General features: G+C 56.3%; 24 protein-coding genes and 1 tRNA gene. 9 read left to right on the top strand and 16 right to left on the bottom strand.

Annotated features, from left to right (window positions below; genetic code table 11):
• Positions 1-15: 15 nt before the first annotated feature.
• On the top strand, positions 16-1,539 hold the full coding sequence (dacB, locus tag DSM117340_RS10160; RefSeq protein WP_333908497.1) for a D-alanyl-D-alanine carboxypeptidase/D-alanyl-D-alanine-endopeptidase: 1,524 nt from the start codon (positions 16-18) through the stop codon (positions 1,537-1,539).
• 9 nt (positions 1,540-1,548) lie between these two features.
• Here the strand turns inward: dacB and DSM117340_RS10155 are convergent, their stop codons facing one another.
• Together DSM117340_RS10155 and DSM117340_RS10150 are read right to left on the bottom strand one after the other, a co-directional pair.
• Complete coding sequence (locus tag DSM117340_RS10155) at positions 1,549-1,962, bottom strand: L,D-transpeptidase (protein ID WP_089889559.1); 414 nt, start codon at positions 1,960-1,962, stop codon at positions 1,549-1,551.
• Positions 1,963-2,040: 78 nt separating this feature from the next.
• Positions 2,041-2,466: a tellurite resistance TerB family protein gene (locus tag DSM117340_RS10150; RefSeq protein ID WP_089889562.1), complete on the bottom strand. Its 426-nt coding sequence runs from the start codon at positions 2,464-2,466 to the stop codon at positions 2,041-2,043.
• Positions 2,467-2,588: 122 nt separating this feature from the next.
• Here DSM117340_RS10150 and DSM117340_RS10145 point away from each other — a divergent pair, with 122 nt between their 5' ends.
• Both DSM117340_RS10145 and DSM117340_RS10140 read left to right on the top strand, forming a co-directional pair.
• Positions 2,589-4,232 carry a lysine--tRNA ligase gene (locus tag DSM117340_RS10145; RefSeq protein WP_089889566.1) on the top strand — a complete coding sequence of 548 codons (1,644 nt, stop codon included), beginning with the start codon at positions 2,589-2,591 and terminating at the stop codon, positions 4,230-4,232.
• A 125-nt stretch (positions 4,233-4,357) separates the two neighbouring features.
• Positions 4,358-4,762, top strand: a complete 405-nt coding sequence (locus DSM117340_RS10140) for a DUF4864 domain-containing protein (protein WP_089889569.1) — start codon at positions 4,358-4,360, stop codon at positions 4,760-4,762.
• Here the strand turns inward: DSM117340_RS10140 and DSM117340_RS10135 are convergent.
• From DSM117340_RS10135 to DSM117340_RS10105, 7 genes are all read right to left on the bottom strand, one after another.
• Positions 4,759-5,244 (bottom strand): DUF2244 domain-containing protein, encoded by a 486-nt coding sequence (locus DSM117340_RS10135; protein ID WP_089889572.1) that lies wholly within the window; start codon positions 5,242-5,244, stop codon positions 4,759-4,761. The genes DSM117340_RS10140 and DSM117340_RS10135 overlap by 4 nt on opposite strands.
• Complete coding sequence (locus tag DSM117340_RS10130; RefSeq protein ID WP_089889575.1) at positions 5,244-5,813, bottom strand: hypothetical protein; 570 nt, start codon at positions 5,811-5,813, stop codon at positions 5,244-5,246. The genes DSM117340_RS10135 and DSM117340_RS10130 overlap by 1 nt, the downstream gene beginning before the upstream one ends.
• 85 nt (positions 5,814-5,898) lie before the next feature.
• Positions 5,899-7,569, bottom strand: coding sequence for a cytochrome c oxidase subunit 1 (locus DSM117340_RS10125; RefSeq protein ID WP_089889579.1), 1,671 nt, complete (start codon positions 7,567-7,569; stop codon positions 5,899-5,901).
• A 448-nt stretch (positions 7,570-8,017) separates the two neighbouring features.
• The gene (locus DSM117340_RS10120; protein ID WP_089889583.1) at positions 8,018-8,806 is read right to left on the bottom strand and encodes a hypothetical protein; all 789 of its coding nucleotides are present in this window, start codon (positions 8,804-8,806) and stop codon (positions 8,018-8,020) included.
• Positions 8,807-9,097: 291 nt separating this feature from the next.
• Positions 9,098-9,511, bottom strand: a complete 414-nt coding sequence (locus tag DSM117340_RS10115) for a cytochrome C (RefSeq protein WP_089889585.1) — start codon at positions 9,509-9,511, stop codon at positions 9,098-9,100.
• Positions 9,512-9,630: 119 nt separating this feature from the next.
• Positions 9,631-10,293: a lipoyl(octanoyl) transferase LipB gene (lipB, locus tag DSM117340_RS10110; protein ID WP_089889588.1), complete on the bottom strand. Its 663-nt coding sequence runs from the start codon at positions 10,291-10,293 to the stop codon at positions 9,631-9,633.
• 10 nt (positions 10,294-10,303) lie between these two features.
• Positions 10,304-11,071 (bottom strand): LytTR family DNA-binding domain-containing protein, encoded by a 768-nt coding sequence (locus DSM117340_RS10105; RefSeq protein WP_089889593.1) that lies wholly within the window; start codon positions 11,069-11,071, stop codon positions 10,304-10,306.
• Positions 11,072-11,162: 91 nt separating this feature from the next.
• On the opposite strand from DSM117340_RS10105, the gene DSM117340_RS10100 reads away from it, so the two are divergent.
• The 3 genes from DSM117340_RS10100 (at position 11,163) to DSM117340_RS10090 (ending at position 12,664) form a co-directional block, all read left to right on the top strand.
• Positions 11,163-11,639 (top strand): DUF2306 domain-containing protein, encoded by a 477-nt coding sequence (locus tag DSM117340_RS10100; protein WP_089889597.1) that lies wholly within the window; start codon positions 11,163-11,165, stop codon positions 11,637-11,639.
• An 86-nt stretch (positions 11,640-11,725) separates the two neighbouring features.
• Positions 11,726-11,812 (top strand) — tRNA-Leu (locus DSM117340_RS10095).
• 177 nt (positions 11,813-11,989) lie between these two features.
• The gene (locus DSM117340_RS10090; protein ID WP_143037420.1) at positions 11,990-12,664 is read left to right on the top strand and encodes a hypothetical protein; all 675 of its coding nucleotides are present in this window, start codon (positions 11,990-11,992) and stop codon (positions 12,662-12,664) included.
• Here the strand turns inward: DSM117340_RS10090 and DSM117340_RS10085 are convergent.
• Together DSM117340_RS10085 and DSM117340_RS10080 are read right to left on the bottom strand one after the other, a co-directional pair.
• On the bottom strand, positions 12,620-13,342 hold the full coding sequence (locus DSM117340_RS10085) for a helix-turn-helix transcriptional regulator (RefSeq protein ID WP_089889603.1): 723 nt from the start codon (positions 13,340-13,342) through the stop codon (positions 12,620-12,622). The two genes, DSM117340_RS10090 and DSM117340_RS10085, sit on opposite strands and share 45 nt — an antisense overlap.
• Before the next feature lie 154 nt (positions 13,343-13,496).
• A complete protein-coding gene (locus DSM117340_RS10080) occupies positions 13,497-13,829 on the bottom strand; it encodes a hypothetical protein (RefSeq protein ID WP_089889607.1) in 333 nt (110 codons plus the stop codon).
• A 186-nt stretch (positions 13,830-14,015) separates the two neighbouring features.
• Here DSM117340_RS10080 and DSM117340_RS10075 point away from each other — a divergent pair, with 186 nt between their 5' ends.
• Positions 14,016-15,245: an acyl-CoA dehydrogenase family protein gene (locus DSM117340_RS10075; RefSeq protein WP_089889611.1), complete on the top strand. Its 1,230-nt coding sequence runs from the start codon at positions 14,016-14,018 to the stop codon at positions 15,243-15,245.
• Positions 15,246-15,343: 98 nt separating this feature from the next.
• Here the strand turns inward: DSM117340_RS10075 and DSM117340_RS10070 are convergent, their stop codons facing one another.
• Entirely contained in the window at positions 15,344-17,488 is a 2,145-nt protein-coding gene (locus DSM117340_RS10070) for a hypothetical protein (protein ID WP_089889614.1), read from the bottom strand.
• 140 nt (positions 17,489-17,628) lie between these two features.
• On the opposite strand from DSM117340_RS10070, the gene DSM117340_RS10065 reads away from it, so the two are divergent.
• Positions 17,629-18,321, top strand: a complete 693-nt coding sequence (locus DSM117340_RS10065; RefSeq protein WP_089889617.1) for a thiamine diphosphokinase — start codon at positions 17,629-17,631, stop codon at positions 18,319-18,321.
• Here the strand turns inward: DSM117340_RS10065 and DSM117340_RS10060 are convergent.
• The 4 genes from DSM117340_RS10060 to DSM117340_RS10045 all read right to left on the bottom strand — a co-directional run bounded on the left by DSM117340_RS10060 (position 18,236) and on the right by DSM117340_RS10045 (position 22,422).
• Entirely contained in the window at positions 18,236-19,177 is a 942-nt protein-coding gene (locus DSM117340_RS10060; protein WP_089889620.1) for a DMT family transporter, read from the bottom strand. The two genes, DSM117340_RS10065 and DSM117340_RS10060, sit on opposite strands and share 86 nt — an antisense overlap.
• Before the next feature lie 159 nt (positions 19,178-19,336).
• The gene (locus DSM117340_RS10055) at positions 19,337-20,260 is read right to left on the bottom strand and encodes a DMT family transporter (RefSeq protein WP_089889623.1); all 924 of its coding nucleotides are present in this window, start codon (positions 20,258-20,260) and stop codon (positions 19,337-19,339) included.
• An 87-nt stretch (positions 20,261-20,347) separates the two neighbouring features.
• Positions 20,348-21,724, bottom strand: a complete 1,377-nt coding sequence (locus tag DSM117340_RS10050; protein ID WP_089889625.1) for an L-serine ammonia-lyase — start codon at positions 21,722-21,724, stop codon at positions 20,348-20,350.
• On the bottom strand, positions 21,724-22,422 hold the full coding sequence (locus DSM117340_RS10045) for a glutathione S-transferase family protein (RefSeq protein ID WP_089889629.1): 699 nt from the start codon (positions 22,420-22,422) through the stop codon (positions 21,724-21,726). Before DSM117340_RS10045 ends, DSM117340_RS10050 begins: the two co-directional genes overlap by 1 nt.
• Before the next feature lie 187 nt (positions 22,423-22,609).
• Here DSM117340_RS10045 and rpiA point away from each other — a divergent pair, with 187 nt between their 5' ends.
• Complete coding sequence (rpiA, locus tag DSM117340_RS10040; protein WP_089891508.1) at positions 22,610-23,398, top strand: ribose-5-phosphate isomerase RpiA; 789 nt, start codon at positions 22,610-22,612, stop codon at positions 23,396-23,398.
• Position 23,399: the final 1 nt, after the last annotated feature.

Here is a 23,399-nt window from a genome sequence, read left to right as displayed (position 1 = left end):
GCTTATGTTTGCTCCATGATGCGTATGATTTCCAAACGGTTTTTTCTCACGGCGGGTTTCTCGGCCCTTGCCACCACTGCTTGCGCGCGTGCGCCTGAGCGCTCGTTGCGCCCACAGGGACGCCCCGCTCATGGGAGTGCAGGCGCCACCACAGCACCTTCGACAGCCGGACCAACGCAGCCTAAGGTTGCCAGTGCGCAGGCGCTGATTGCGCGGGCCGAGCTTGGCGGAAAAGTCGGGTTTGCGGTGGCAGATGCCAAGACGGGGCTTGTGCTGGAGAGTGGAAATGGGCGCACGGGGCTGCCGCCTGCGAGTGTGACCAAGGCGGTGACGGCGCTCTATGCGTTGGCGACATTGGGCGCGGGGCATCGTTTTTACACGGAGCTGCGCCTTTCGGGGACGATCAGCAGCGGCGTTTTGCAGGGCGATCTTATCTTGAAGGGGGGGGGCGACCCGACGCTGGACACAGATCGGATGGCAGAGCTTGCCGGCGCGCTCAAAGCGGCAGGGCTGCGCGAGGTCAAAGGCAAGTTTATTGTTGATGGCACGGCGCTGCCCAGTCTCAACGAGATCGACCGCGACCAGCCAGAGCATGTAGGCTATAACCCCGCGATTTCGGGGATCGCGCTCAACTTTAACCGTGTTCATTTTGAGTGGAAGCGTGCAGGCGGGAAGTGGAGCACCACGATGGATGCGCGCTCCGATCGTTACCGCCCCAATGTGCGCTTTGCGAAGATGAAGATCGCGAGCCGCGATGCGCCTGTCTATACTTATGCAAGCAAAGGCCAAGAGGACCACTGGAGCGTTTCGGCGCAGGCTCTTGGCAAGGGGGGGGCACGTTGGCTTCCTGTTCGCCAGCCAGAGCTGTACGCGGGTGAAGTCTTGCGTGAGCTGGCGCGGGCGCAAGGCGTCAGTCTGCCACAGCCGCAAAAGGGCGCGGCGCGGGGCGGTGAACGTGTGCTTCTGCGCCAGCAGAGCGCTGAGCTGCGAAGTATTTGTCAGGATTTTCTTAAGTATTCCAACAACATGATGACCGAGATGGTCGGGCTTGCGGCGACAGCGGCGCGCAGTGGGCGGCCCGTGAGCCTGAAAGCAAGCGCTGGCGAAATGAGCCGTTGGGCTGGGGCTACGCTAGGGATGGGCGGCAGCCGTTTTGTCGACCACTCTGGACTTGGCGAGGACTCTCGCGCCACGGCGGAAGATATGGCCAAAGCGCTGGTGGCAGCGCGTTCTGAAATTGCGCCGATCCTGAAGCCGATCGCCTTGCGCGATGCAAAAGGGCGCGTGAAAAAAGATCATCCGATTGATGTCCACGCCAAGACGGGCACGCTTAATTTTGTCAGCGCTTTGGCAGGCTATGCCAAGGGGGCGGACGGCACCGTCATGACCTTTGCTATTTTTGCAGCTGACACCGACAGGCGCGCGCGCATCAAGCGCAGTGAGAGGGAGAGTCCACAGGGCGCACGCAGCTGGAACAAGCGCGCGAAAGGTTTGCAGCAAGACCTGATCGAGCGTTGGGGTACGCTCTACGCGAGCTAGTAGCGCGGCTCAGTCGCGGATCACAACTTTCATATTTTTGAGCCCGACATTGCGCGTCATGTTGAAGAGGACGGCGGCGTGCTCTGGGTGAAGGCGCACGCAGCCCGCGGAAGCGGGGCTGCCAAGGCGGGAGATATTGTTTGTCCCGTGAATTGCGAAATTGCCGCTGTAAAAGATCGAGTAGGGCATCGGTGCGTTATTGTAGAGGCTTGATTTGTGATGGCGCGAGAGGTGTTTTGCAGACCAAGTGCCGCGTGGCGTCCATTTGCCTTTGCGGGCTGTCGATACGCTCCATGTGTAAAGGTGCTTGCCGTTTGAGTAGACCCGCATCTTTTGTTCTGAGACATCGACTTTGGCGACAACACCCGCTTGGGTCAGAGTGGCGCACAGTAAAAAGAACACCGCATAAAACACAGACCGCATAAATATCCCCCAAGGATTCTTGCATAACCCAGTTTTGCGGAGAATTGGCCGTGTGGCAATGGGGCTATGCCCAAAGGCTTAGAGCGTGATGTGGCGCGCGCGGGCGCCGCGCTCGATGGCGGCGGCGTGGAGACGATCAAGCGAGAGCTCGTAGCGGATTTCTTCAAGCAAGCGCAGCTCTGTCTCGGCCAACGTTCCGTCTGCGGCGGCGACATCGCAGGCGAGCGCATAGGCTGTCTCATAGAGTGCTTCGGGGAGATTGTCGCGGACAAGCCCGAAGAGGGCATCAAGGCCGTCTTCTTGAGCGAAAAGATCAAACACCACTTGTGCGGTGCGGTTCATGCGGTCGATGTCATAGGCGGCAAAGACGGGCAGCATATTGACCGCGTTTTCGATTTTGATGAGCTCGGCTGTGCGAATATCTTCATCGGAGGCTGAAACGGCAATCATGACCGCGACGAGGCAGTCTTGGGGTGACATGGGGTGCGGCGATGAATCTTGCATTTCGGGCGCTCCTTAAGGGCTTTGTTGCAGTGCAGAATATTGACCAATGGCGCGCTTGCCAATAGGAAGCATGAAGTTTGGCCTCTGCATTGTGTAGATGGGTCTTAATGGAGAAGAATACTATGTCGGCACTGCGTGACGCTGCGATGAACTCGAAAGCTTGGCCCTTTGTGGAAGCGCGCCGCGTTTTGAAGCGTTATGAAAAGCAGCCGCCAAAGAAGGGCTTTGTTCTGTTTGAGACAGGTTATGGCCCTTCAGGCTTGCCTCACATTGGAACCTTTGGCGAAGTGGCACGCACGAGCATGATCCGCCATGCCTTTAGTGTGATCAGCGATCTGCCGAGCAAGCTTGTCTGTTTTTCTGACGATCTTGACGGGATGCGCAAAGTGCCTGGCAACGTCCCAAACCCAGAAGCGCTGGCGGAGCATTTGCAAAAGCCGCTCACGAGCGTCCCTGATCCGTTTGAAAAATTTGACAGCTTTGGTGCGCATAACAACGCGATGCTGCGCCGCTTCCTTGATACCTTCGGGTTTGAGTATGAGTTTATCTCGGCGACCGAATTTTATGCCTCTGGTCAGTTTGACGAGATATTGCTGCGTGCAGCCGAGAAGTATGACGAGATCATGGCTGTGATGCTCAAGTCTTTGCGTGAAGAGCGCCGCAAGACCTATTCGATTTTCCTGCCGATCCACCCCGAGACAGGGCGGGTCATGTATGTGCCGATGAAAGACGTGAATGCCAAAGAGGGCACGATCACTTTTGACACGGAAGAGGGCGAAGAAATGACCCTGCCTGTGACGGGCGGGAACGTGAAGCTGCAGTGGAAGCCAGACTTTGGCGCGCGCTGGGCGGCCTTGGGTGTGGACTTTGAGATGTATGGCAAAGACCACAGCACCAATACCCCGATCTATGACAGCATCTGCCGCATTCTGGGCGAGCGCGCCCCTGAGCACTTCACTTATGAGCTGTTTTTGGACGAGAACGGCCAGAAAATCTCCAAGTCTTCGGGCAATGGCGTTTCTATTGATGAATGGCTCACCTATGCGAGCACAGAAAGCCTTGGATATTTCATGTATCTGAAGCCGCAGACAGCCAAACGGATGCATTTTGATGTGATCCCAAAGGCGGTGGACGAGTACCACCAGCAGTTGCGGGCCTATGAGGGGCAGGATGAGGCCGCACGGCTCAACAACCCTGTTTATCATATTCACGGCGGCGATGTTCCCAAGTCCGATATGGTTGTGCCGTTCTCGATGTTGCTCAACCTTGCAAGCGTGGCGGCCTCAGAAGACAAAGAGGGCCTTTGGGGCTTTATCAAACGTTACGCGCCAGAGGCGAGTGCAGAGGCCAACCCGCAGCTCGACGCGGCGGCGGGTTATGCTGTGCGCTACTTCAATGATTTTGTGAAACCAACGCGTGTCTTCCGTGCACCGACGGATCAGGAGCGGGCAGCGCTTGAGGATCTGGTTGCGGCGTTGAAAGATGCCGAGCTGGCGCGCGGCATGATCGAGGCCAAGAACAAAGCGATGGGCAAGGATGAGCCTGTGGCCGCGCTGAACATGGCAGATGGCGAAGACTTGCAGAGCATTGTCTTTGCAGTTGGCAAGAACCACGGCTTTGAAAACCTTCGTGATTGGTTTGCTGCGATCTATGAGGTCTTGATGGGAGCGAGCCAAGGTCCACGCTTTGGCAGCTTTATTGCGCTGTATGGTGTTGATGAAACCATCGTGCTGATCGAACAGGGCCTTAAGGGCGAGCTCGGCTGAAGTCTATGATCTGACTCGGTTTCGGGTCATGCAAAGGCTGGCAGGCCCGCGCGCCCTGAGCGGCGTGGGCCTGCAGTGATCCGTTTTTGCGGACTGGGCGTATTCCTTTTAGGAGGAAACGCGATATGAAACAGATCTTGCTTATTTTGGCGATGGGATTGGCGCTTTGGGTGCGGCCTGCCGCAGCACAGGACAGTGCGCATCAGGCTGTGATTGCGTCGCAGATTGAGGCCTTTCAAGCCGATGATTTTGTGCGCGCCTTCAGCTATGCCAGTCCGACGATCCAGAATGTATTTCGCACGCCTGAAAACTTTGGGGCGATGGTGAAGCAGGGCTATCCTATGGTTTGGCGGCCCAGTGATGTGCGCTATTTGGAGGCGCGCCAGATTGCGGGCCAGCTTTGGCAGAAGTTATTGGTGAAAGATACCAAGGGTGCCCGCTTCTTGCTGGACTACCGAATGATACAGACTGACGGGACTTGGCGGATTGATGCAGTGCAGATGCTCGATCTTCCCGAAGTTTCTGCTTAGCGTTGAGCCGCCTTTAAGGCATCTGACAGCTCGCCGATAAGTGCTTTGCGCTCATCTTCAGACAGAAACCTGCCAAGCTCGGCCTCGCGCCCGTTGCCCTTGAGCGTGATGTAATGTGGCACCGGCCCTCCGCGCGGGTAAATATGGGCGCGCGTCCAGTAGGTGTTGCAGCTCCAGTCAAGCGCAGGGCCTTTGTGTGGCGTATGTCTGAGCGTCGTCTCCTCTGACCCAATGACCAAGACCTCACGGGCATCGCCTGTGCGATAGGTGTGCATAAAGGCAAAGTAGAGCCCTGTGAGCGTGATCAGCACAAAGGGGAGCATGCCCCAGAGAAGCGATGTTCCGATCAGGCCGAAGAGGGGTAGCATGGCCAGAATGAAAATGCCGCCGAAGACGCCGACAAAGCCGCGGATGGGCAGGCTGCGATGGGGCCAGAGAGTGAGGGTCTGGCTGTCTTTGGTTTCTGTCCAATGATAAGGCATCAGGCTTTCCTCTGATGAGTTAGGGCGCGCAGGGCGCTGGCGGCGAATTGTAAAATAAATGCGGCAAGTGCAAAGCCAGCAAGGGTGAACCCTGTCGAGGTGGCAATGATGAAGGCTTTGTCGGAGGGCCGTGCGCTGGCCCAGTCATAGAAGCCCATGAAATAGGTTAGGGCAAAGCCCATGGGCACAGTTGTTGCTGCGCCGCAGGCGAGGGGGGCGGCAAGCCACCGCGTAAAGGCTGTGTAGGGCGTCGATCTGAGTAGGGTTTGGAACCAGAAGAGCACGCCACAGAGCGCGAGCACAGCGGCATTGAACAACAGAACGGCAGTGAGCAGACGCGCGGAGGCAACTGTCCCTTCGGGGCGTGTTAGGGTTGTCGCGAGAGGCCAGCTTTGAAAGACGCTCGGGCTTAAAAGCGCTTCTGCAATGCTCAGGAGTGCGCCAATGAGGCCTAGACATGACGCCAGCGTGAGAAAGATTCGAGCCACTGGAGCTTCTCTCTGTGCCATGTATGCGCCGAGGAGCGGCACGGCAAGGCAGGCGAGAAAGGGCAGGCTCGGGAGAAGCATATGCGGCGCTCTGATTGCTGACGAGAAATAAAACGGGGCCCCAGATTGCTCCGGAGCCCCGCTTGTTTCGTTTTACACGAAGCTCTTAGTGAGCGTGCTGCTTATCCCAGTCTTCCTGCTTTGGAAGCTGCTCGAACGTATGCTCGGGCGGAGGCGAAGGCAGTGTCCACTCAAGCGTGTCGGCGTATTCGTTCCAGTAGTTGTTTTCAGTTACTTTTGCACCGCGGAAGAGTGTGTAAAGAACGATACCGAAGAACAGGATGAACGATGCGAACGACAGGAATGCACCCCATGAAGAGACGTAGTTCCAGTACGCAAAGGCTTCAGGATAGTCGATGTAACGACGTGGCATACCTTGGCGACCCAGGAAGTGCTGTGGGAAGAAGGTGATGTTTACGCCGATGAAGAACATCCAGAAGTGAACCTTGCCCCAGAATTCTGGGTACTGGCGACCTGTCATCTTGCCTATATAGAAATATATACCGGCAAAGATGGTGAAGGCTGCCCCCATGGACATGGTGTAGTGGAAGTGCGCGACGACATAATAGGTGTCGTGATATGCACGGTCTACTGCGGCCTGTGACAGCACGATGCCTGTAACGCCACCGATTGTGAACAGGATCAAAAAGCCGATTGCGAAGAGCATCGGTGTTTTGAACTCAAGGCTGCCGCCCCACATTGTTGCGATCCATGAGAAGATCTTGATCCCTGTTGGGATCGCAATCGTCATGGTGGCAAGCATGAAGTAGCTTTGCTGAGTCAGAGACATGCCCACAGTGTACATGTGGTGTGCCCAGACGACGAAGCCGAGCGCGCCAATCGCGATGAGCGCCCAAACCATTGGCAGGTAGCCAAACACAGGCTTGCGCGAGAACGTCGCGAAGATGTGTGAGACGAGGCCAAAGCCTGGAAGAACCACGATATATACTTCTGGGTGACCGAAGAACCAGAGAATGTGCTGGTAAAGGATCGGATCGCCGCCGCCTGCTGGGTCAAAGAAAGTTGTCCCGAAGTTGCGGTCCGTGAGGAGCATCGTGATTGCGCCAGCCAGAACAGGCAGGGCAAGGAGGATGAGCCACGCGGTGATGAAGATCGACCAAGCGAAGAGTGGTACTTTGAACAGTGTCATGCCTGGTGCGCGCATGTTGAGGAAAGTGGTGATCATGTTGATCGCGCCAAGGATCGAGCTTGCGCCCGAAACGTGAACCGCGAAGATCGCCAGATCCATCGACATGCCGCCTTCATTGACTGACAGCGGCGGGTAAAGCACCCAGCCAACGCCTGAACCAAGTTGGTCATTGCCGCCAGGTGAAAGCATCGAGGCGACACCGAGTGAGAGACCTGCGACATACATCCAGAACGACAGGTTGTTCATTCGTGGGAAGGCCATGTCTGGCGCGCCGATTTGCAGAGGCATGAAGTAGTTGCCAAAGCCGCCGAAAAGCGCCGGAATAACAACAAAGAACATCATCAGGACGCCGTGATACGTGATCAGAACGTTCCAGAGGTGTCCGTTTGGTGTGCAAACATCACCAGAGGAGAAGAAGCGGAACCCCTCCATACACATGTGCTGCACACCTGGTTGCATGAGCTCGAGGCGCATGAAGACAGTGAATGTAACAGCTATCAGGCCGGCGAGTGCCGACACGATGAGATAAAGCAGACCAATGTCTTTGTGATTGGTCGAGAGGAACCAGCGCGTAAAGAAGCTCCGGTTGTCCTCGTGATCGTGGCTGTGAATGGCTGCGTCTGCCATGCGTGCCTCCCTTAGGTCCAAAAATTCAGCATACGAACAGACGATTCCAGCGGGAATCCCTGCGCGCATACGGGGTGTATCATTTATATGTTTTAGAATGTGTGTGTGTCTGGGGCAACGGGTGAAGTTGATCCAGATCAAATTATATTGTCGCACCCCCTTGCTTCAAATCAAGTTTGTGGGGTTAGGGGGCGATTTTATGAAGGAATAGGGTGGAATTGGATTTTGTGGAGTGACGATATGATGGCGGGTGAAGACCAAAGCGCTGTGATTGCGGCACTGCTGCAGGAGGCGGTGGCGCGCCCGCTCAGGTCGGGGGTAGAGCGGCCCTGAGGCTTACAGGCTCAATTATTGGTCTTTATGTCGCAAAAATATCGCTTTGAACAATGTGGTCATGACAGTCTTGTGGGCTCAATCAGCCTTCAAGAACTAGCGTCTAACACTCAGACTACTGATTGTCAGTGGCGTGGAATTTGAGTTGGTTGGCGTTCAAACTGTCACCCAAGCACTGAACCGAAGGATCAAATCTGCGCACGACGCCCTTTTCGGACTTGAAATCAAATAGCGCTCGCCCTGTCAGATGATTGATGGAAATGGCTGCCAGATCGTCGTTGAACTCAATCATATAGCCAGCCCAAACCGTGTCTGTGCCAATCAGTCGCCAACAGCCATCCTGATGGCGGAATTTTTCGACTGTTTCGGCTGGTCGTGCGCTGGTGGTGACTTCGAGGATATCCCCATCGGAGCGGTAGCGACGACGCGTGGCATCATACAGGGTTTCGATTTCAGCGTATATCGGCGTTGACGCGCTTGAAGCCCTTGGGCCGAACACAGCCAGTCCATCCTGCAAAGAGGAATTCTCAGCTCGAAGGATGAGGATCTTGTTGGAAACATCAAACACAAAGTCCCAAGGCAAGTGTTGCGACAACCCTGACAAATTGTGAGCCTCAGAAAACGTGAGTGTCGATAGAAGGCGGCCAATTCCACGACTTAGCCCGAAATCTTCGTTGACGCTGTTCGCATCATACTGGACCTCAAGACCCACAACAGAACCGAGCGCATCGGCCAAAGCAGCAAGCTGTGACAGTTCGCTACTCGCACAAATAGAAGCTTCGACATCTCCAACAGGACGACTGCAATCAAGGCCATCGGAGTGCGATACGGAGCCCCAGCCAATGAGAAACAGCAAAGCGAAGGTGGGGAATCGAGGAAGCTGATTTATCAAATTTTGCATCATGTCTGTCGGCAAACGAGCTCTATCTGGGGCAAAAGTCTATGCCCATAACCATCTCCAGCAACGGTGACACTTGTGAACGTGAAAAGCAAATTCTGAAAGGTGTCGATGACTGATCCTTGCCTGCCGGGCGTTTTGTCTTCCCGCGAAGTCGGTGGCCGATTTGTATACATAGTTTGCCCGAGGACTGGGCGATCTGGCAGACCACCTGCCCGCCAAACGCAAAACGCCCCCGCATTTGGCAGGGGCGTCTGTAGTCTGGTGGAACAAGCGCGCGGCTTGTTTTATAGCGGCTTATTCAGCTGCTGGGCCAACTGAGGCGAGCCAAGCAGCAACATCTTCACCGCCACCTTTGAGCTTGAAGCTCATTTTTGACTTTGCAGTATAGCCGTTGTCGCTGAGCCAAGCTTTCGGGTCTGCGACATAGGCCGCGATAGCGTCCTCTGTCCAGACGAAGCCCGCTTCGGCTGCGTCTTTGAGGCCGTCACCGTATTTGTAGCCGTCATCCGAGCCAGCAACGCGGCCGATAACGCCGTAAAGGTTCGGGCCAGTTTTGCCGCCTTTGTAGATTTCTTCGCCGTCGGCGGAGACAACCATGTGGCAGGCTTTGCATTTTTTGAAGTCTTTCTCGCCTGCTTCGATGTCACCAGCGAAGGCAGGAGCGGCGGCCATCAGGGCGCTCGCAGCGAGGAGAGGGAAAAGTTTCATGGCTAAAGAGTCCTTTGGTTTGGTTTGGGTCTTATGCATACGGTCTATCTGACCATTCGGTGCAGTTTGTGCAACGGACATTTCGACGCGGGGAGCGTGCAAAGCTATGTAGGGCAGGCTTAGTTGCAACTTGGCGCTGTCATCGCAGCCTCAAAAGTCGCTTTGAGCGCAACATCGAGATCATCCATCGTGACGGGCAAGCCAAGATCGACCAGAGAGGTGACGCCATGCTCTGTGATGCCGCAGGGGACAATGCCTGAAAAATGCTCAAGGTCAGGCTCGACGTTGATTGAGATGCCGTGAAAGCTGATCCATTTGCGCAGGCGAATGCCTATGGCGGCGATTTTGTCTTCTGCCTTGGCGCCCGTGGCTGTGAGTGGTTTGTCCTCGCGCTCAACCCAGACGCCGACGCGACCATCGCGGATTTCGCCAGTCACGTTAAACTCAGCCAATGTGTTGATGACCCAGCGTTCAAGATCGCGCACGAAGCAGCGTACATCGCGGCCGCGCTTTGCAACATCGAGCATGACATAGACAACACGTTGGCCTGGACCATGATAGGTATACTGTCCGCCACGTCGGGCTTCATAAACGGGGAAGCGGTCGGGGGCGACGAGGTCTTCTAGCTTGGCAGAGGTGCCGGCGGTGTAGAGCGGCGGGTGTTCCAGAAGCCAGATGCACTCTGAGGCAGTGCCTGCGGATATGTCGGCGACGCGGGCCTCCATGAAGACGAGGGCCTCTTCATAGGGCACGAGGCCGTCGGTGTGTTTCCATTCGATCATCTGGTTTCCTTCAGCGGGGCAAAAGGCCCGCGTCTTTTAGGGCAGGGATATAGCTGCGTGCGGCGGGAATGTCGCGCCCGTCTTTCAGGGTGATGCGGGCTTTGTCGCCCTCGCGGGTGATGTTGGCGATCTGCGTGGTGGCGACCCAGTGAGAGCGGTGCACTTGCAAGCCTGTATCTGTGCCCGTTTCTTTGATGGCGTCCGTGAGGCGCATAAGGAGGAGAGACGCGCCTTTTGTTGTGACCACTTCGACGTAGTGATCTTGGACCGAGAGGGAAACAAGCGGGCCACGTTTGGCGAACTCAAGCCTTGCCAGCAAAGGCGGTGGGCCTTTTGGCATGACGGAAGTTTGGTTTGAAATATAATAAAGCGCGAGGGCAATGAGGGCTGCGGTGATAAAGACTGCGCCGAGGAGGCTGCTGCTATAGGGCAGGTTTGTGGGGGCTGCGCCGAAGGCGACCCAGTTGAGCAAAAGCACGAGTGCACCCACGCTGAGCGCTGTGCTGACGGCAACCATGCTGGGGGTGAACCAGATTGGGCCCTGACCTTTGAAACGGCGGGCGACGAGCGTCGCTGTAAAGGTGCCGAGAGCAAAGGTCAGCGGCGCTGTGAAGGCCCAATAGGCGAGGCGGGGCGCGAAGGCGAGCGACTCATAGGTGCCGAACGGGCCAGAGACCGCAAGAAAGAGCACTGTGCCAGCCAGCGCGACAAACGTACGCGGCGCGGAAAAAATGCGCCGCAACTCGCGAAGCGCAGAATGCGTGGGGCTGTCTTTCACGTAAGCTCTCCGCAAATTGGCACAAGCGCGGCTGACGCCGCTCTGATCCTGTCATAGCCCATTTGAGAGCCAAGACAAAAGGAGCTTTGATATGACCCTTGAGCCGATCCTGAGTGCATCGACTGCTGTGCAGATACATTTACTTGCCGCGGTGATGACGCTGGCGCTGACCCCTGTGATGCTGATGCGGCGCAAAGGGACGCGGGGCCATGTGCTTTGGGGGCGGTTCTGGGTGATCTTTATGGCGCTGACAGCTGCAAGTTCTTTCTGGATCATGGAGATTCGGCTGATTGGGCCGTGGAGTCCGATTCACATTTTGTCCATGATCACCCTTCTGAGCCTCTTCAACGCCGTGCGCGCGGCGCGACGGCGCAAGATATCGGCTCACAAAGCGCATATTCTCGGGGCGCTGCTTGGGTTTTTGGGGGCAGGGTTGTTTACGCTCTTTCCGGGGCGAATATTGTCTGACAGCCTATTTGCAGGCCATGAAATACAGGGTTTTTCAGCAATGCTGTTGCTGGGGGGCTGCGGGCTTTTCTGGCTGACATGGCGCTGGCGAAAGGCTTAGGGCGATTATTTCTGCCAACTGTGCCGATTTTCGCTTCACATCCCCAGAGGCATTCGCTAAACGACGCTTCACCAAGCCTAGACAGTGCGGTCGTGGCGGAATTGGTAGACGCGCAGCGTTGAGGTCGCTGTGGGGTAACACCCGTGGAGGTTCGAGTCCTCTCGACCGCACCATTCTCTCCACGAGAGAATATGTCATGTCTCTCATGAGATATATGATGCGACTTTTGGGCGCCACCACGCGCGATAATTCGCACGTCCTTACACCCCGAAGTTGAACTCCCAACGCTGGTCGTGCATCACGTTTGCAAGATTTTGTGGTTTTAAAGTTTGAGTGGGCAGATGTTTCAAATGGATTTGACAGAGCGGGCGGCCTTGCATTTGGCACGGCTCAAAAAGCTTGGGTATGACGTGTTGGCGTCTGATGATTTTGCCGAAATCGAAACACTGGTGCAGCAGACAGGCAAACCCTTTCGCTCGCCGATGTTTGATACGCGCCGCAACGATTTCACCGAGGGACGCGCGTTCTGGCTGTTTTTGAAGAAAGGCGAAACGATTGTCGGGGGGCTTGCTGCGCAGCAGATTGCGCTCGGGCAAGAGAGTTTTGAGCACTATATTCGCCGAACGACGAGCACCCAGTACAATATCGAGGCGAAGTTAGAGTATGTGGCCCCCCCGCTCAACGAGAGGCTGCGGGGCACACTGATTTACATCGGCGATCTGCACATATCGGATGCGGCGCGGGGCAAGCGACAGGTTTTGAGGGAATACAGCCGCATTGCCGTGATCCTATCTGCACTAACTTGGCCCAGGTTTGACTGGATGTTTGCGCATATCCCTCATGAACACCGTTCGTTGCAAGACGTCTATGGCTTTTCCTCGATCACCCATTCAGCATTTCGTTGGGGTGAGCCGCGGCCGATGCTCCGCACCGATGATATGGCAGTGATTTACATGGCCAAGATCGACTTGACACATACTTTAGGGATTGTTGAGCTGGATCAGCCGACAAAAGACAAGCGTTAGCGGGGCGTCGTTTTCGTCCCGTATGCCTGCCATAAGTTTGCGATAGCTGCCGTTGATCAGACCTTGGGTCCATTGCGCATGAAATTGGTGGTCTGTCACATTATAAACGTGAGGTTTGATGGCTGCATGAGAAATCCGAAAGGCGGCGACATCGTTGGGGTCGAGTCTGCCAAAATAGTTATGTAAGTCAGCATCCTTTGAAAACCCGAGAAGCTTGGCGGCTAGGCTTTCGCTGCCGACGGAATGGGGCCGCGCCATGATGTCATCGGTTTGCAGTGGATAGTAGAGATCAACTTGGTCTTTGATCCAATCAAAGTCTTTGAGCTGAAAATCGACGTGCACCAACCAGTCGAGAACATCGTCGATACTTGGGTAATAGCCCTGCTCAGCCAAGAGCTTGGCTTGCGCGTTTATGGAGGTTTCGAATTGGAGCATGGAGCCGCTTGGTGCGCTGTCAGTTGCGAGTGCATTGACTTGAAAGAGGGGCTGGCCCTCCGAGAAGTAGCTTAGCGGCACGTTGAGTTTGCGCGAGAGCTTATCGATGGTCTTGAAGGGAATGGGCCGGCGATTTGAGATCTGGGCGTGCAAAGTTGAATATTTGAGTCCTGAGGCCTGACAGGCGGCGCGCAGGGTCAGACCTTTGAGCTTACATAAATCTAGAACTTTTTGACCAATCATGGCTCATGTTTCCACATCTGTGGATATTTGCAAACTATTTTGACTCGGGCTCAAGCACTGAGCAGGTTGGGCGTTGCAGGCTGACATTCAGGGCCTGATTTATGAAGCCACCGGAGTAAAAGCGTGCCGCATCCTGACGATGAAAATTCTTCAATCAGTCGTTGGTTGGCGGAGGCTGATCCTGAGCGTCAGACCGCTCTTGGGCATAAGCTTCGAGTTGAGCTTTTAGCAAAGGCGGTAGCGACGAGTAGAGCTGCGCTATTGCAATATGGTTTGCAACTTTCGGATCATCCAAGAAGCGATCAAGGCTGAGGCCGAAGAACTCAGCGACTTTAATCGCGTCTTCTACAACCAAGGCGCCCTTGTCATCTTGCATGAAGGTTTGCAGAGCGGCGAGGGGCACATTTGCGCCTTCTGCGACGGTCTCTAGGCTTTGACCTGTTTTGGCAAGTGTTTGGTTTAATGCGTCTTTAAATGAAATACCCATGCCGTATAGTCTCTGTCTGCATGACGATATCAAATAAAATTTTAACTAAATGGTGCGGGTTAGCGTCATTTTGCCGAAGCGGGTGTTTTTCGGGCACCAAAGGTGAGACGTAACGTGACATGCGCGGGGACTTTACTCTTGGGCAGGCACGGCCTTTTATCTGCTCAAGCCAGAGGGAGAGAAGTTATGGATTTGGGACTGCGAGCGGAGAGTGCGGCGCTTTTGGAGCGGGTTAAGGCGATGATCGCGGATGAGATCATGCCGCTGGAAGGCGAGTATCACGCCGAGATCGGCAAGGGCGAACGCTGGAGCTACACCGAGCGGCAGGCCGAGATTTTGGAAGGTCTCAAAGCCAAAGCCAAGGAGCGCGGACTTTGGAACTTCTGGCTGACCGACAGCGACAAAGGCTTGGGCCTGAGCACTGTGGAATACGCTTATTTTGCGGAGGAAATGGGCAAGACGCCGATGGGAGCCGAGGTTTTCAACTGCGGAGCGCCAGACACGGGAAATATGGAAGTGTTTGAGCGTTATGGTACGCCAGCGATGAAAGAGCAGTGGCTCAAGCCTCTTCTGGCGGGCGAGATTCGCTCGGCTTATTTGATGACGGAGCCTGACGAGGCCAGTTCGGATGCAACCAACATCGCGATGCGCTGTGAGCGTGACGGCGACGACTATGTGCTGAATGGCGAGAAATGGTGGGCCTCGGGCGCGGGCGATCCGCGCTGCAAGGTCTATATCGTGATGGTGCGCACTGGCGGAGACGACGCCCCCAAGCACAAGCGCCATTCGATGATTGTTGTGCCTGCGGGCACAGAGGGTGTGGAAGTGCTGCGCCCGATGCAGGTTTATGGCAATGATGATGCGCCTCACGGGCATATGCATATCCGCATGACGAATGTGCGCGTGCCCGCAGAGAATATGATTCTGGGCGAGGGGCGCGGCTTTGAAGTGTCACAGGGGCGGCTTGGGCCAGGGCGGATACACCATTGTATGCGCGCGATCGGGCAGGCGGAGGCCGCGCTTGAACTGATGTGCCGCCGTAGCTTGCAGCGCGAGGCCTTTGGCAAGCAGATCGCCCATCTTGGTGCGAATTATGACATCATTGCCAATGCGCGTATGGAGATTGAGCAGGCGCGCCTGCTGTGCCTCAAGACCGCTTGGATGATGGACCAAGGCGACATGAAAGCGGCTGCGCCATGGATTCACCAGATCAAGGTTGTTGCGCCTTTGATGTCTTTGAAAGTCATTGATGAAGCGGTGCAAATGTTTGGTGCGCAAGGGATTTCACAGGATACGCCTTTGGCCGCGATGTGGAAAAATGTTCGCACGCTTCGGCTCGCAGATGGGCCCGACGCTGTGCACCGCCGCCAAGTGGCGCGGGTTGAGCTGCGCAAATACACGCAGGAACGGATCTGATCTGCTCAAGAAAAAAGGGCGCCCGCTGAGGGCGCCCAAAGTTTAGAGCAGTCAAGGATCGTCTGGGGTAATGGGTAAAGAAGAACTCGTTACAAAGTTTATGCGCCAGCGGCCCGTGTGTTGGGGCGATAAGAAATATCCTCTGATGCCTCAAAACGTCCGCCGCCGAGCTTGCGGATTTTGCCAGCGCGTAGAAGCTGACCGAAAGAGCGCAAACGGTCCTCGCGCGAGGTGTCGGCATGCTCTGTTCCACTTAGTTTTGACATGAGCTGAGGGCGCGAAAAGGCGTCTTGCCCCTCAACAAAGGCCATGTAGGAGGCTGCAGCCTCAAGGACTTCGCCAAGATTTTGCGCGCCAACGGTTTCGACATATTCTGCGAAATCAGCGGAGCCTTTAGGCGCTTCGTTGTGCACCAGCGTCTGGGTGACTTTGACCCGGCGCGGACGCACTGGGCCTTCGCGCTGGGGCGTGTCGATGCGCTGTTCTGCAACAAGCTTGAGCGGCGCAGGGCGGCGCGCATCGGGGCGTGCTGCGCCTTGCGTGGCGACAGGGCGGCGAGGGCGCACGGCTGTTTCCAGATCATCGCGGTAGACTTCTGTATCGCGCCCGTCAGCACCTAGGTCTCCGCCCATATTGCGCTCAGCCTCGGTGGCTTGAACAGCAGCGCGCAAATGGGCGATGGCATTGCGGCGCCCACGGCCTTCATCTTCGTCGAGCTTGGTGTTTGTTTTGTCGAGGATGCGACCCATCTGATCATCTGTCGAGGCTTCGACAAGGCGGGCAGTGCGCACGGCGCGCACAGCTGAGGCGACAGTGTTTTCTGTAGCGTCGTCCTCAGCCGCGAACAGATTTCCAGCTGTGTCTGCGCCAGCTGCTTCGCTCAGTGCCTCATCGTCATAGTCTTCGTCATGCTCGTCTTCGTCGAAGTCAGCCTCATTGTAGCTGTCATAGTCGTCGTCTTCATCATCTTCGTCCAAGCGCGTGGCTTGGCTTTTGCTGCCTTGAGTGGCCTCGGCTTCAACGGCGGCCAATTCGCGCATGAGGTCGGCTTCATCTTCTGCAGAGAGGGATGAGGCGGTTGTTTCATCCTGCTCTTCTTCGATGAGGCCATCTGCAAGTGCAGCCTCGAAATCAGTCTTTTTCATTTTGATGACACGGGCGCGCAAAGGGGCCTCGCCGTCTTCGTCGCCGACAAAGGCTTCTGGTTTTGGGGCGTCATTGGCGGGATCGGTTTCACCAGCGCTATCAGAGGCGCTGAGCTTGTCCAGAAGTGCGCCAATGTCGTCTTCATCGTCTGTTGTGACAGGTGTGTTTTGTGCGGCCTCAGCAGCCTCAGCCTCAGCCTCAGCCTCAGCAGCCGCTGCGGCTTTTGCATCCTCTTCAGCCTTTTGAGCTTGTGCTTTGGCCTCGGCCTCCGCTTTTGCTTTCGCTTCGGCCTCCGCTTTGGCTTGCGCAGCCTCAGCCTTGGCCTTTTCTTCGGCTTCAAAGCGCTCAGCTTCAGCTGCGTCTGCTGCAGCATCGGCGGCGAGGGCCGCTTCGATATCGTCCTGGGCGCTGCTTAGAAACTCTTCCGTGGCCTCCTCGTCTTCAGTGAGAAAGTCCTCTGCATGTTCGTCTTCTGAATAGCCGTTTTCACCATCATGCTTACTCACCACATCGCGGATGCGCTGAAGTTTTGCAGCAACGCTGTCAGGGTCGGCTGTTGCTTGACGTGTTGTCGCAACAGGCTCGGGGCGGGGCGCTGGTTCAGGCAGTTTATCGTCCGCCTCATGAGAGGCCTGACTCTCGGCCACAAGGGCTGAAAGGCCTGCGATGGACGTTTCGGGGCGTGCCTCTGCAACAGGGCTGGCCTCTTTTATAGGGCGCACCACTTCGGGTTTGGTAGCGGGCACGTCAGCAACGGGTGCGGCGGCGGGCGCGTCCATTTCTTTTGCAGGCGCTTCGGGGGCTTTGGCCACAGGTTTTGTTGCCATGGGCAGCAAGCTTGCGGGGTCAGCGCGCAGAACAAAGGTGTTTTCATCGCGATGGGCTTCTACGCGGCGCGAGATTTCACGCTCGGCGATACGGGCCAGCATTTCGGCGTCAGGGCTTGGAGGCTCGGCACCAAAATAGCGGTCATCGGCAGCAAGATCGCGAAAATACTCCGCAATGGCTTTCATTGTTCCGAAAGAATCGTCGAATCCCTCCAATGTGCACGAGAATGTGCCATAGGAGACGGTGAGGATCTTGTTCGTGTTAACCATGTTCTTGCTCGCCACGTAATTTTATAATTGTCATAGTTAATGACAGCGCACGGCGTCGAAAGCGGACCGAATCTAAGATTTTTAGCGTATCATTTTGTGTCAATATTGTGGTGTGTTTCCTTCAAAAGGGTAAAAATCGGATGAAAACAGCCATTGTTCACGATCTGGAACCAGTTTTGCTGGTTGGGGGCGGGAAAAAGCGCAAAACGGGTCTTGAAGCGGCATCCGGGCTTTATCGGCGTGTTGTCGCAGCGGACAGTGGTGCAGACTGGTTGATCGCTCAGGGGCGTGAGCCGGATATGGTGATCGGTGATTTGGATTCTATATCGCCTGAGGCATTAACCCTGCTTTGGCCTGATCGTGCGCTGAGAGTTAACGAGCAAGACAGCACTGACTTTGAGAAATGCTTGACGCGAATTGAGACGCCCCTTGTGTTGGGGATCGGCTTTCTCGGCGGGCGCGTGGACCATGAGCTTGCAGCGCTTCATGCGCTTGCAGCCTATCCTGAGCGGCGCTGTGTTCTGATCGGGGGAGAGGATATTGTCTTTCTTGCGCCGCCTCATCTGCGTCTTCAGCTTGAGGCGGGCACGCGCGTCTCACTCTTTCCTTTGGGGCCGATGGGAGCGCAATCGGAGGGGCTGCGCTGGCCTGTGGATGAGGTGCGCTTTGATCCCCTCCGTCAGATCGGAACGTCAAATGAGGCGCTGGGGCTGATTGAGCTGAGTGTCGATGGGCCAACGATGTTGGTTATTCTGCCGCTGTCGGAACTGAAAGGGGCGATGGCGGCTCTTTTGGACTGCGGCGCTGGCTGGCCCCCTCAACGAACATTGTGAACAGGCCTGCTGCGATCGTGAGGCTCATGCCGAAGCTGGCCAAAGCGTTGGGCAGATCGGAGAAGATCAGCAGGCCGATGAGTGCGGCGATCGGTATTTCGACATATTGGATCGGGCTGACCGTTGCGGAGGGTGCGTAGCGCAGGGACCAGGTCATCAGAAGGTGGGCCAACGTGCCGAGCGCCCCGACTGCGAGAAGGAGGCCCCATTCGAGGCTATTGGGTGTTGCCCATGTCAAATCGGTAAGCTCTGCGGCGCTGCCAAGAGCAAAAAGCGGGAGCATGAGCGCCGTTGCCATAAGGCCGGAAATGAATTGTAGCCCGATTGGGTCCGTTTCTTGAGAGATATGACGCGTAATGAGCATGAAGCCTGAAAAGAGCAGGGCGACGAGCAGGGGCAATAGGGCATACCACCCGACGGCGGCAAAGCTTGGCTGGATCACAAAGAGTGTTCCTGTGAAGCCAACGATACAGGCAGACAGGCGGGCGGCACCGACGGTTTCGTTGAGCAAAACACGGCCAAGGAAAAGATTGAGAAACGGCAGCACGAAAACGATGGCGATCGCGTCGGCCAATGGCATGTGGCGCAGCGCCGTGAACATAAGGCCGATCCCCGCCATGTGAAGTCCTGTGCGCAGGGCGCAAAACCCCAAGGCGCGTGGCGATAGTCGCCAAGGGCGCAGTGAGAGAACAATGAAGGGCGCAAGCAAGACAACCTGAACAGCAAAGCGGAGCAGAAGCATTGGGCCAAGTGCCACGCTTTGACCTATGAGCTTTGCCACTGCGTCACCCAAAGGGGCGACGATACAAAAGCCGAGCATTAGGAGGATACCAAGGAGGGGTTTGTCATCGAACATGACAGAAAGCTAGAACGGGGAATCTGTTCTGGCAACTTAAAGTTGAATGTTGAGGTTGAAAAATATGTAAGGGTTGTTGCGGCGTGGTCTCAACGGGGCTTTTCGACCGTGCACCCAAGTCAGATGTGCCTTGCAAGTCTAGAAGGTAAACTGCGTTTCTTAGGGGGTGTGGGGAACATCAGTCTGCTGTGCCAGAACTTGCTCGGCCCGGCGTTCGCGGGCGAAGACATATAGGCCTGCGCCGACAATGATGGCGATGCCAATGAAAGTGAGCGCGTCTGGGATATCGCTAAAGACAAAGTAGCCAAGGGATGTGGCGGCGACGATCTCAAGATATTGTAGTGGCGCGATTGTGGCCGCGGGAGCAAATTTGAGCGCGAGGCTGATGAACAGATGCGAGACGGTTGACACAACTCCGACGCCGAGCAGCGTATAGACAGCGAGGCCATGGGGCATGGCGGGGTCAAGAGCCGTGTTTCCCGTGCCGTTAAAGGCGAAAAGCATGGGCAGTATGAGGGCGCTGGCAGCGATGGCTGTGTAGGCTTGAAGTGTGATCGGGCTGAGGCGCTGCGCCATAGAGCGGGTCATGACCATATACAGAGCAAAACATAGGGCTGTGCCGAGAGGGTAGAGCGCGACAAAGCCGAGTTCTGAAAAGCTTGGTTGAATCACGAGGAGTGCGCCGCCAAAGCCGACGGTACAGGCCATGATACGGCGCAGGCCGACAGCTTCGCCTAGAAAGAGTGCGCCGAGCAGCGTCAGGATGAAGGGTTCGACAAAGAAGATTGCAATTGCGTTGGCCAGTGGCATTTCGCGAACTGCGGCAAAGAAGAGGCCTGTCGCCGCCATGATGAGAAAGCCGCGCACCAGATGCAGGCCAATTTCTGGGGCACGGGGTCTGTGAGCGATACCGAGAACGAGGGCCACGGGGAGAAGCAGCAGCACTTGGATTCCAAAGCGGAAGCCGAGAATTTCCATCACGGGGATATAATCAGGCGTCGCTTTAGCGAAAGCATCCATGATCGGAGCGACAAGCGCGAAGGCGACCATGAAGGCGATGCCGAGGGTGGTGCGGTCTTGCATAAAGGGCCTATTGTTTTGATCCAAGCTAGGCATGGCGCGCGCACGGTCTGGCTCAAAAGCGACGCTAGACCGTGCTAAAAGGCTTTTTCAGCAGTTGGGCACGTTTACGGCGAGTCCGCCGAGCGAAGTCTCTTTATACTTCTCGCTCATGTCGAGACCCGTCTGGCGCATGGTTTCGATACAGGCATCGAGAGGGACAAGGTGTGTACCATCGCCACGCAAGGCGAGTGAGGCGGCGGCCACCGCCTTGATCGCGCCAAGGCCATTGCGTTCGATGCAGGGGACTTGCACGAGGCCTTTTACGGGGTCGCAGGTCATGCCGAGGTGATGCTCTAGCGCAATCTCTGCCGCGTTTTCGACTTGCTCTGGCGTGCCACCCATGACGGCACAAAGGCCAGCGGCGGCCATGGCGGCGGCAGAGCCAACCTCGGCCTGACAGCCAGCCTCGGCACCTGAGATGCTTGCATTGAATTTCACGAGCCCGCCAATCGCAGCGGCTGTCAAAAGAAAGTCCTCGACGCCGCTTTCGGAGGCGCCTGGAACATGATCAAGCCAGTAACGGATCACGGCGGGCATGACGCCAGCCGCGCCGTTGGTTGGTGCGGTGACGACTTGACCGCCTGCGGCGTTCTCCTCGTTGACGGCCATGGCGTACGTGCTCATCCAGTCGTTGATGGTGTGGGGCGCGCGTTGGTTCATGCCGCGCTCGGCGATGAGCGCATCGTGGATGCCCTTGGCGCGACGCTTCACAAAGAGGCCGCCCGGAAGCTCACCCTCGGTTTCAAGACCACGGTTGATACAGTCGTTCATCACCTGCCAGAGGCGGGCTGAGCCTGTGCGCAGATTGTCGTGGCCGCCGCGGGCGATCTCATTGGCGCGTTTCATTTCGGCAATGTTCTTGCCAGATGTTTTGCACATCTGGAGCATTTCGGCCGCGGATTTGAACGGGTAGGGGATGGGGGGGCCATCATCATCTGTGGCTTTGCCTTGGGCATGCTCATCGGCGGTCAGAACAAAACCGCCGCCAATAGAATAGTAGGTCTCAGACAAGATCACATCGCCTTGCGCATCTGTCGCGTGCAGAACCATACCGTTTGCGTGACCTGCGAGCGCTGGGCCATAATCAAAAAGTAGATCCTCTTTGGGCGAAAACTTGAGCGCAGGCAGGCCTTGGGGCTGGATCAAGTGCGTTTCGCGGATCGCTTCAAGCGTAGCTTCGGCCTTTTCGTGATCATAGGTTTCGGGGACAAAGCCTGCGAGGCCCAGAATGGTCGCGCGATCTGTCGCATGACCTACGCCTGTAAAGGCGAGGGAGCCGTGAAGGCTGCCTTTGAGGCCTGCGAACTCGAACGGCGAGGCGCGCATAAGATCAAGAAAGCGCGCTGCGGCAACCATCGGGCCCATTGTGTGGGAGGAGGAGGGGCCTATGCCCACTTTGAACATTTCAAACACTGAGAGAAACATTAGATGGCCGATCCTTCCGGGGGTGTGGCGTAGCTTGGCGCTGTGAATGGTGTTGGGCCGAGGCCTTCAGCTTTGATAGCCGCCTTCACGCTTGCGCGGCACTCGACTTGAGACGCTAAACGAGACAAATGCGGCGTGTCAGACAGAGAGAACCAGTGCGCAGTTTCTATTGGGTAGAGTGCAAGCCAACGTATCAGCGTTACGACATAGAGATCGAGGATGCTGGGTGAGGCGCTCGCGAACCAGCTGTGACCATCAGATGCGAGGCTGTCCAGCTTTTGCAAGTGTGTGGCGAGGCTCTTTTGCAGACCTTTACGCAGGGCGGCTTGGTGACCTGTGTCCTCGCCGATGTATTTGGCGGGGTAAAAGAGCATGCGCAGCTCGGTGTGAAGCGTATTTGAGACAAAGAACAGCCATTTTAGGAAGTTTCCGCGCGCGGCACTCTCGGGCGGTGGGGCAAGCTTTCCTTCGGTGTCGGCCAGCCAGAGAAGAATCGCCCCTGTTTCAAACAGCGCGCCGTGGGGCGTTTCGAGCACGGGAATGAGGCCGTTGGGGTTGAGCGCGAGATATTCGGCACTCTGCTGGGCGGTGCGCGCACGGTCTACCAGGACGGTTTCATAGGGCAGTTCAAGCTCTTCCAGCGCAAGGCGGATGATGAGCGAGGCATTGTCTGGGGCGTAGTGAAGGCGATATGTCATGTGATGTAAAATAGGCGGCTGAGCGCCCAAAACAGATCACAAATGCGACATGCCGTGCAGAGCGAGCGGAAAAATAGAATTTTATCAGCTTTTGCGGCGGTTTTGGGGGCAAGAAAAAGAGGCTGCCCTCTCGCGCCTGTCGCACAAGTTTTCTATAAGCAAAGCAGCGGAAAAAAGCGAGGCTGCCATGAGCGGAGAACTTTCACCGATTGATAAGGCCAAATTCGTCGCGGCCAAGCGTGCGGCGGAATTTGTCGAAGACGGGATGCGCGTCGGGCTGGGTACGGGAAGCACGGCGGCTTGGCTTGTGCGCTGTCTCGGTGAGATGGTGCGCGAAGACGGCCTCAAGATACGCGGTGTGCCGACGAGCACGCGCACAGCAGAGCTTGCGCGCGATGTGGGTATCGATGTGATCAGCCTTGATGAGGCGAAGTGGCTTGACCTCACGATTGACGGTGCGGACGAGTTTGATGGCGAGTTGAGCCTCATCAAAGGCGGCGGCGGTGCTTTGCTTCAGGAAAAGATCGTGGCGACGGCCAGTGACCAGATGATTGTGATTGCGGATATTGGTAAAGAAGTAGAGCGGCTCGGGGCCTTTCCGCTGCCGCTTGAGGTGATCCCGTTTGGCTGGCAGACCACCAAAGCGCTCATCGAGGAGACGCTTGTAAGCATGGATGTCCTTGGGCGCAACACCACACTCAGAATGAATGGCGATGTGCCCTACTTTACGGATGAGGGAAACCACATCCTAGATTTGCACCTCAACCGTATTGGCAATGCACGCCAGCTCAGCCTTGTGATGAACCAGATTCCGGGAGTGGTCGAGAATGGGCTGTTTCTTGATGTCTGTGACAAGGTTGTTGTTGGGTATGGCGACGGCAGGGTCGAAATCCGCGATATCAATGCGGGGACTGTCGAGATTGACCGTCTCGACTTTTTGGAAGACGACAATTTATTTACCGATTTGATGGACTGAG

Origin of the sequence: Lentibacter algarum (assembly GCF_040580765.1) — a bacterium.
Taxonomy (GTDB): domain Bacteria; phylum Pseudomonadota; class Alphaproteobacteria; order Rhodobacterales; family Rhodobacteraceae; genus Lentibacter; species Lentibacter algarum.
Note: the sequence above shows the minus strand (reverse complement) of the source record. Positions and strands in the feature narration are given on the sequence as shown.

Excerpts from the sequence above, each read along its gene's own strand:
- dacB (WP_333908497.1), top strand. The coding sequence starts at position 16 with ATGATGCGTATGATTTCCAAACGGTTTTTTCTCACGGCGGGTTTCTCG.
- DSM117340_RS10155 (WP_089889559.1), bottom strand. The coding sequence starts at position 1,962 with ATGCGGTCTGTGTTTTATGCGGTGTTCTTTTTACTGTGCGCCACTCTG.
- DSM117340_RS10150 (WP_089889562.1), bottom strand. The coding sequence starts at position 2,466 with ATGCAAGATTCATCGCCGCACCCCATGTCACCCCAAGACTGCCTCGTC.
- DSM117340_RS10145 (WP_089889566.1), top strand. The coding sequence starts at position 2,589 with ATGTCGGCACTGCGTGACGCTGCGATGAACTCGAAAGCTTGGCCCTTT.
- DSM117340_RS10140 (WP_089889569.1), top strand. The coding sequence starts at position 4,358 with ATGAAACAGATCTTGCTTATTTTGGCGATGGGATTGGCGCTTTGGGTG.
- DSM117340_RS10135 (WP_089889572.1), bottom strand. The coding sequence starts at position 5,244 with ATGCCTTATCATTGGACAGAAACCAAAGACAGCCAGACCCTCACTCTC.
- DSM117340_RS10130 (WP_089889575.1), bottom strand. The coding sequence starts at position 5,813 with ATGCTTCTCCCGAGCCTGCCCTTTCTCGCCTGCCTTGCCGTGCCGCTC.
- DSM117340_RS10125 (WP_089889579.1), bottom strand. The coding sequence starts at position 7,569 with ATGGCAGACGCAGCCATTCACAGCCACGATCACGAGGACAACCGGAGC.
- DSM117340_RS10120 (WP_089889583.1), bottom strand. The coding sequence starts at position 8,806 with ATGATGCAAAATTTGATAAATCAGCTTCCTCGATTCCCCACCTTCGCT.
- DSM117340_RS10115 (WP_089889585.1), bottom strand. The coding sequence starts at position 9,511 with ATGAAACTTTTCCCTCTCCTCGCTGCGAGCGCCCTGATGGCCGCCGCT.
- lipB (WP_089889588.1), bottom strand. The coding sequence starts at position 10,293 with ATGATCGAATGGAAACACACCGACGGCCTCGTGCCCTATGAAGAGGCC.
- DSM117340_RS10100 (WP_089889597.1), top strand. The coding sequence starts at position 11,163 with ATGACCCTTGAGCCGATCCTGAGTGCATCGACTGCTGTGCAGATACAT.
- DSM117340_RS10090 (WP_143037420.1), top strand. The coding sequence starts at position 11,990 with ATGGATTTGACAGAGCGGGCGGCCTTGCATTTGGCACGGCTCAAAAAG.
- DSM117340_RS10085 (WP_089889603.1), bottom strand. The coding sequence starts at position 13,342 with ATGATTGGTCAAAAAGTTCTAGATTTATGTAAGCTCAAAGGTCTGACC.
- DSM117340_RS10080 (WP_089889607.1), bottom strand. The coding sequence starts at position 13,829 with ATGGGTATTTCATTTAAAGACGCATTAAACCAAACACTTGCCAAAACA.
- DSM117340_RS10075 (WP_089889611.1), top strand. The coding sequence starts at position 14,016 with ATGGATTTGGGACTGCGAGCGGAGAGTGCGGCGCTTTTGGAGCGGGTT.
- DSM117340_RS10070 (WP_089889614.1), bottom strand. The coding sequence starts at position 17,488 with ATGGTTAACACGAACAAGATCCTCACCGTCTCCTATGGCACATTCTCG.
- DSM117340_RS10065 (WP_089889617.1), top strand. The coding sequence starts at position 17,629 with ATGAAAACAGCCATTGTTCACGATCTGGAACCAGTTTTGCTGGTTGGG.
- DSM117340_RS10060 (WP_089889620.1), bottom strand. The coding sequence starts at position 19,177 with ATGTTCGATGACAAACCCCTCCTTGGTATCCTCCTAATGCTCGGCTTT.
- DSM117340_RS10055 (WP_089889623.1), bottom strand. The coding sequence starts at position 20,260 with ATGCAAGACCGCACCACCCTCGGCATCGCCTTCATGGTCGCCTTCGCG.
- DSM117340_RS10050 (WP_089889625.1), bottom strand. The coding sequence starts at position 21,724 with ATGTTTCTCTCAGTGTTTGAAATGTTCAAAGTGGGCATAGGCCCCTCC.
- DSM117340_RS10045 (WP_089889629.1), bottom strand. The coding sequence starts at position 22,422 with ATGACATATCGCCTTCACTACGCCCCAGACAATGCCTCGCTCATCATC.
- rpiA (WP_089891508.1), top strand. The coding sequence starts at position 22,610 with ATGAGCGGAGAACTTTCACCGATTGATAAGGCCAAATTCGTCGCGGCC.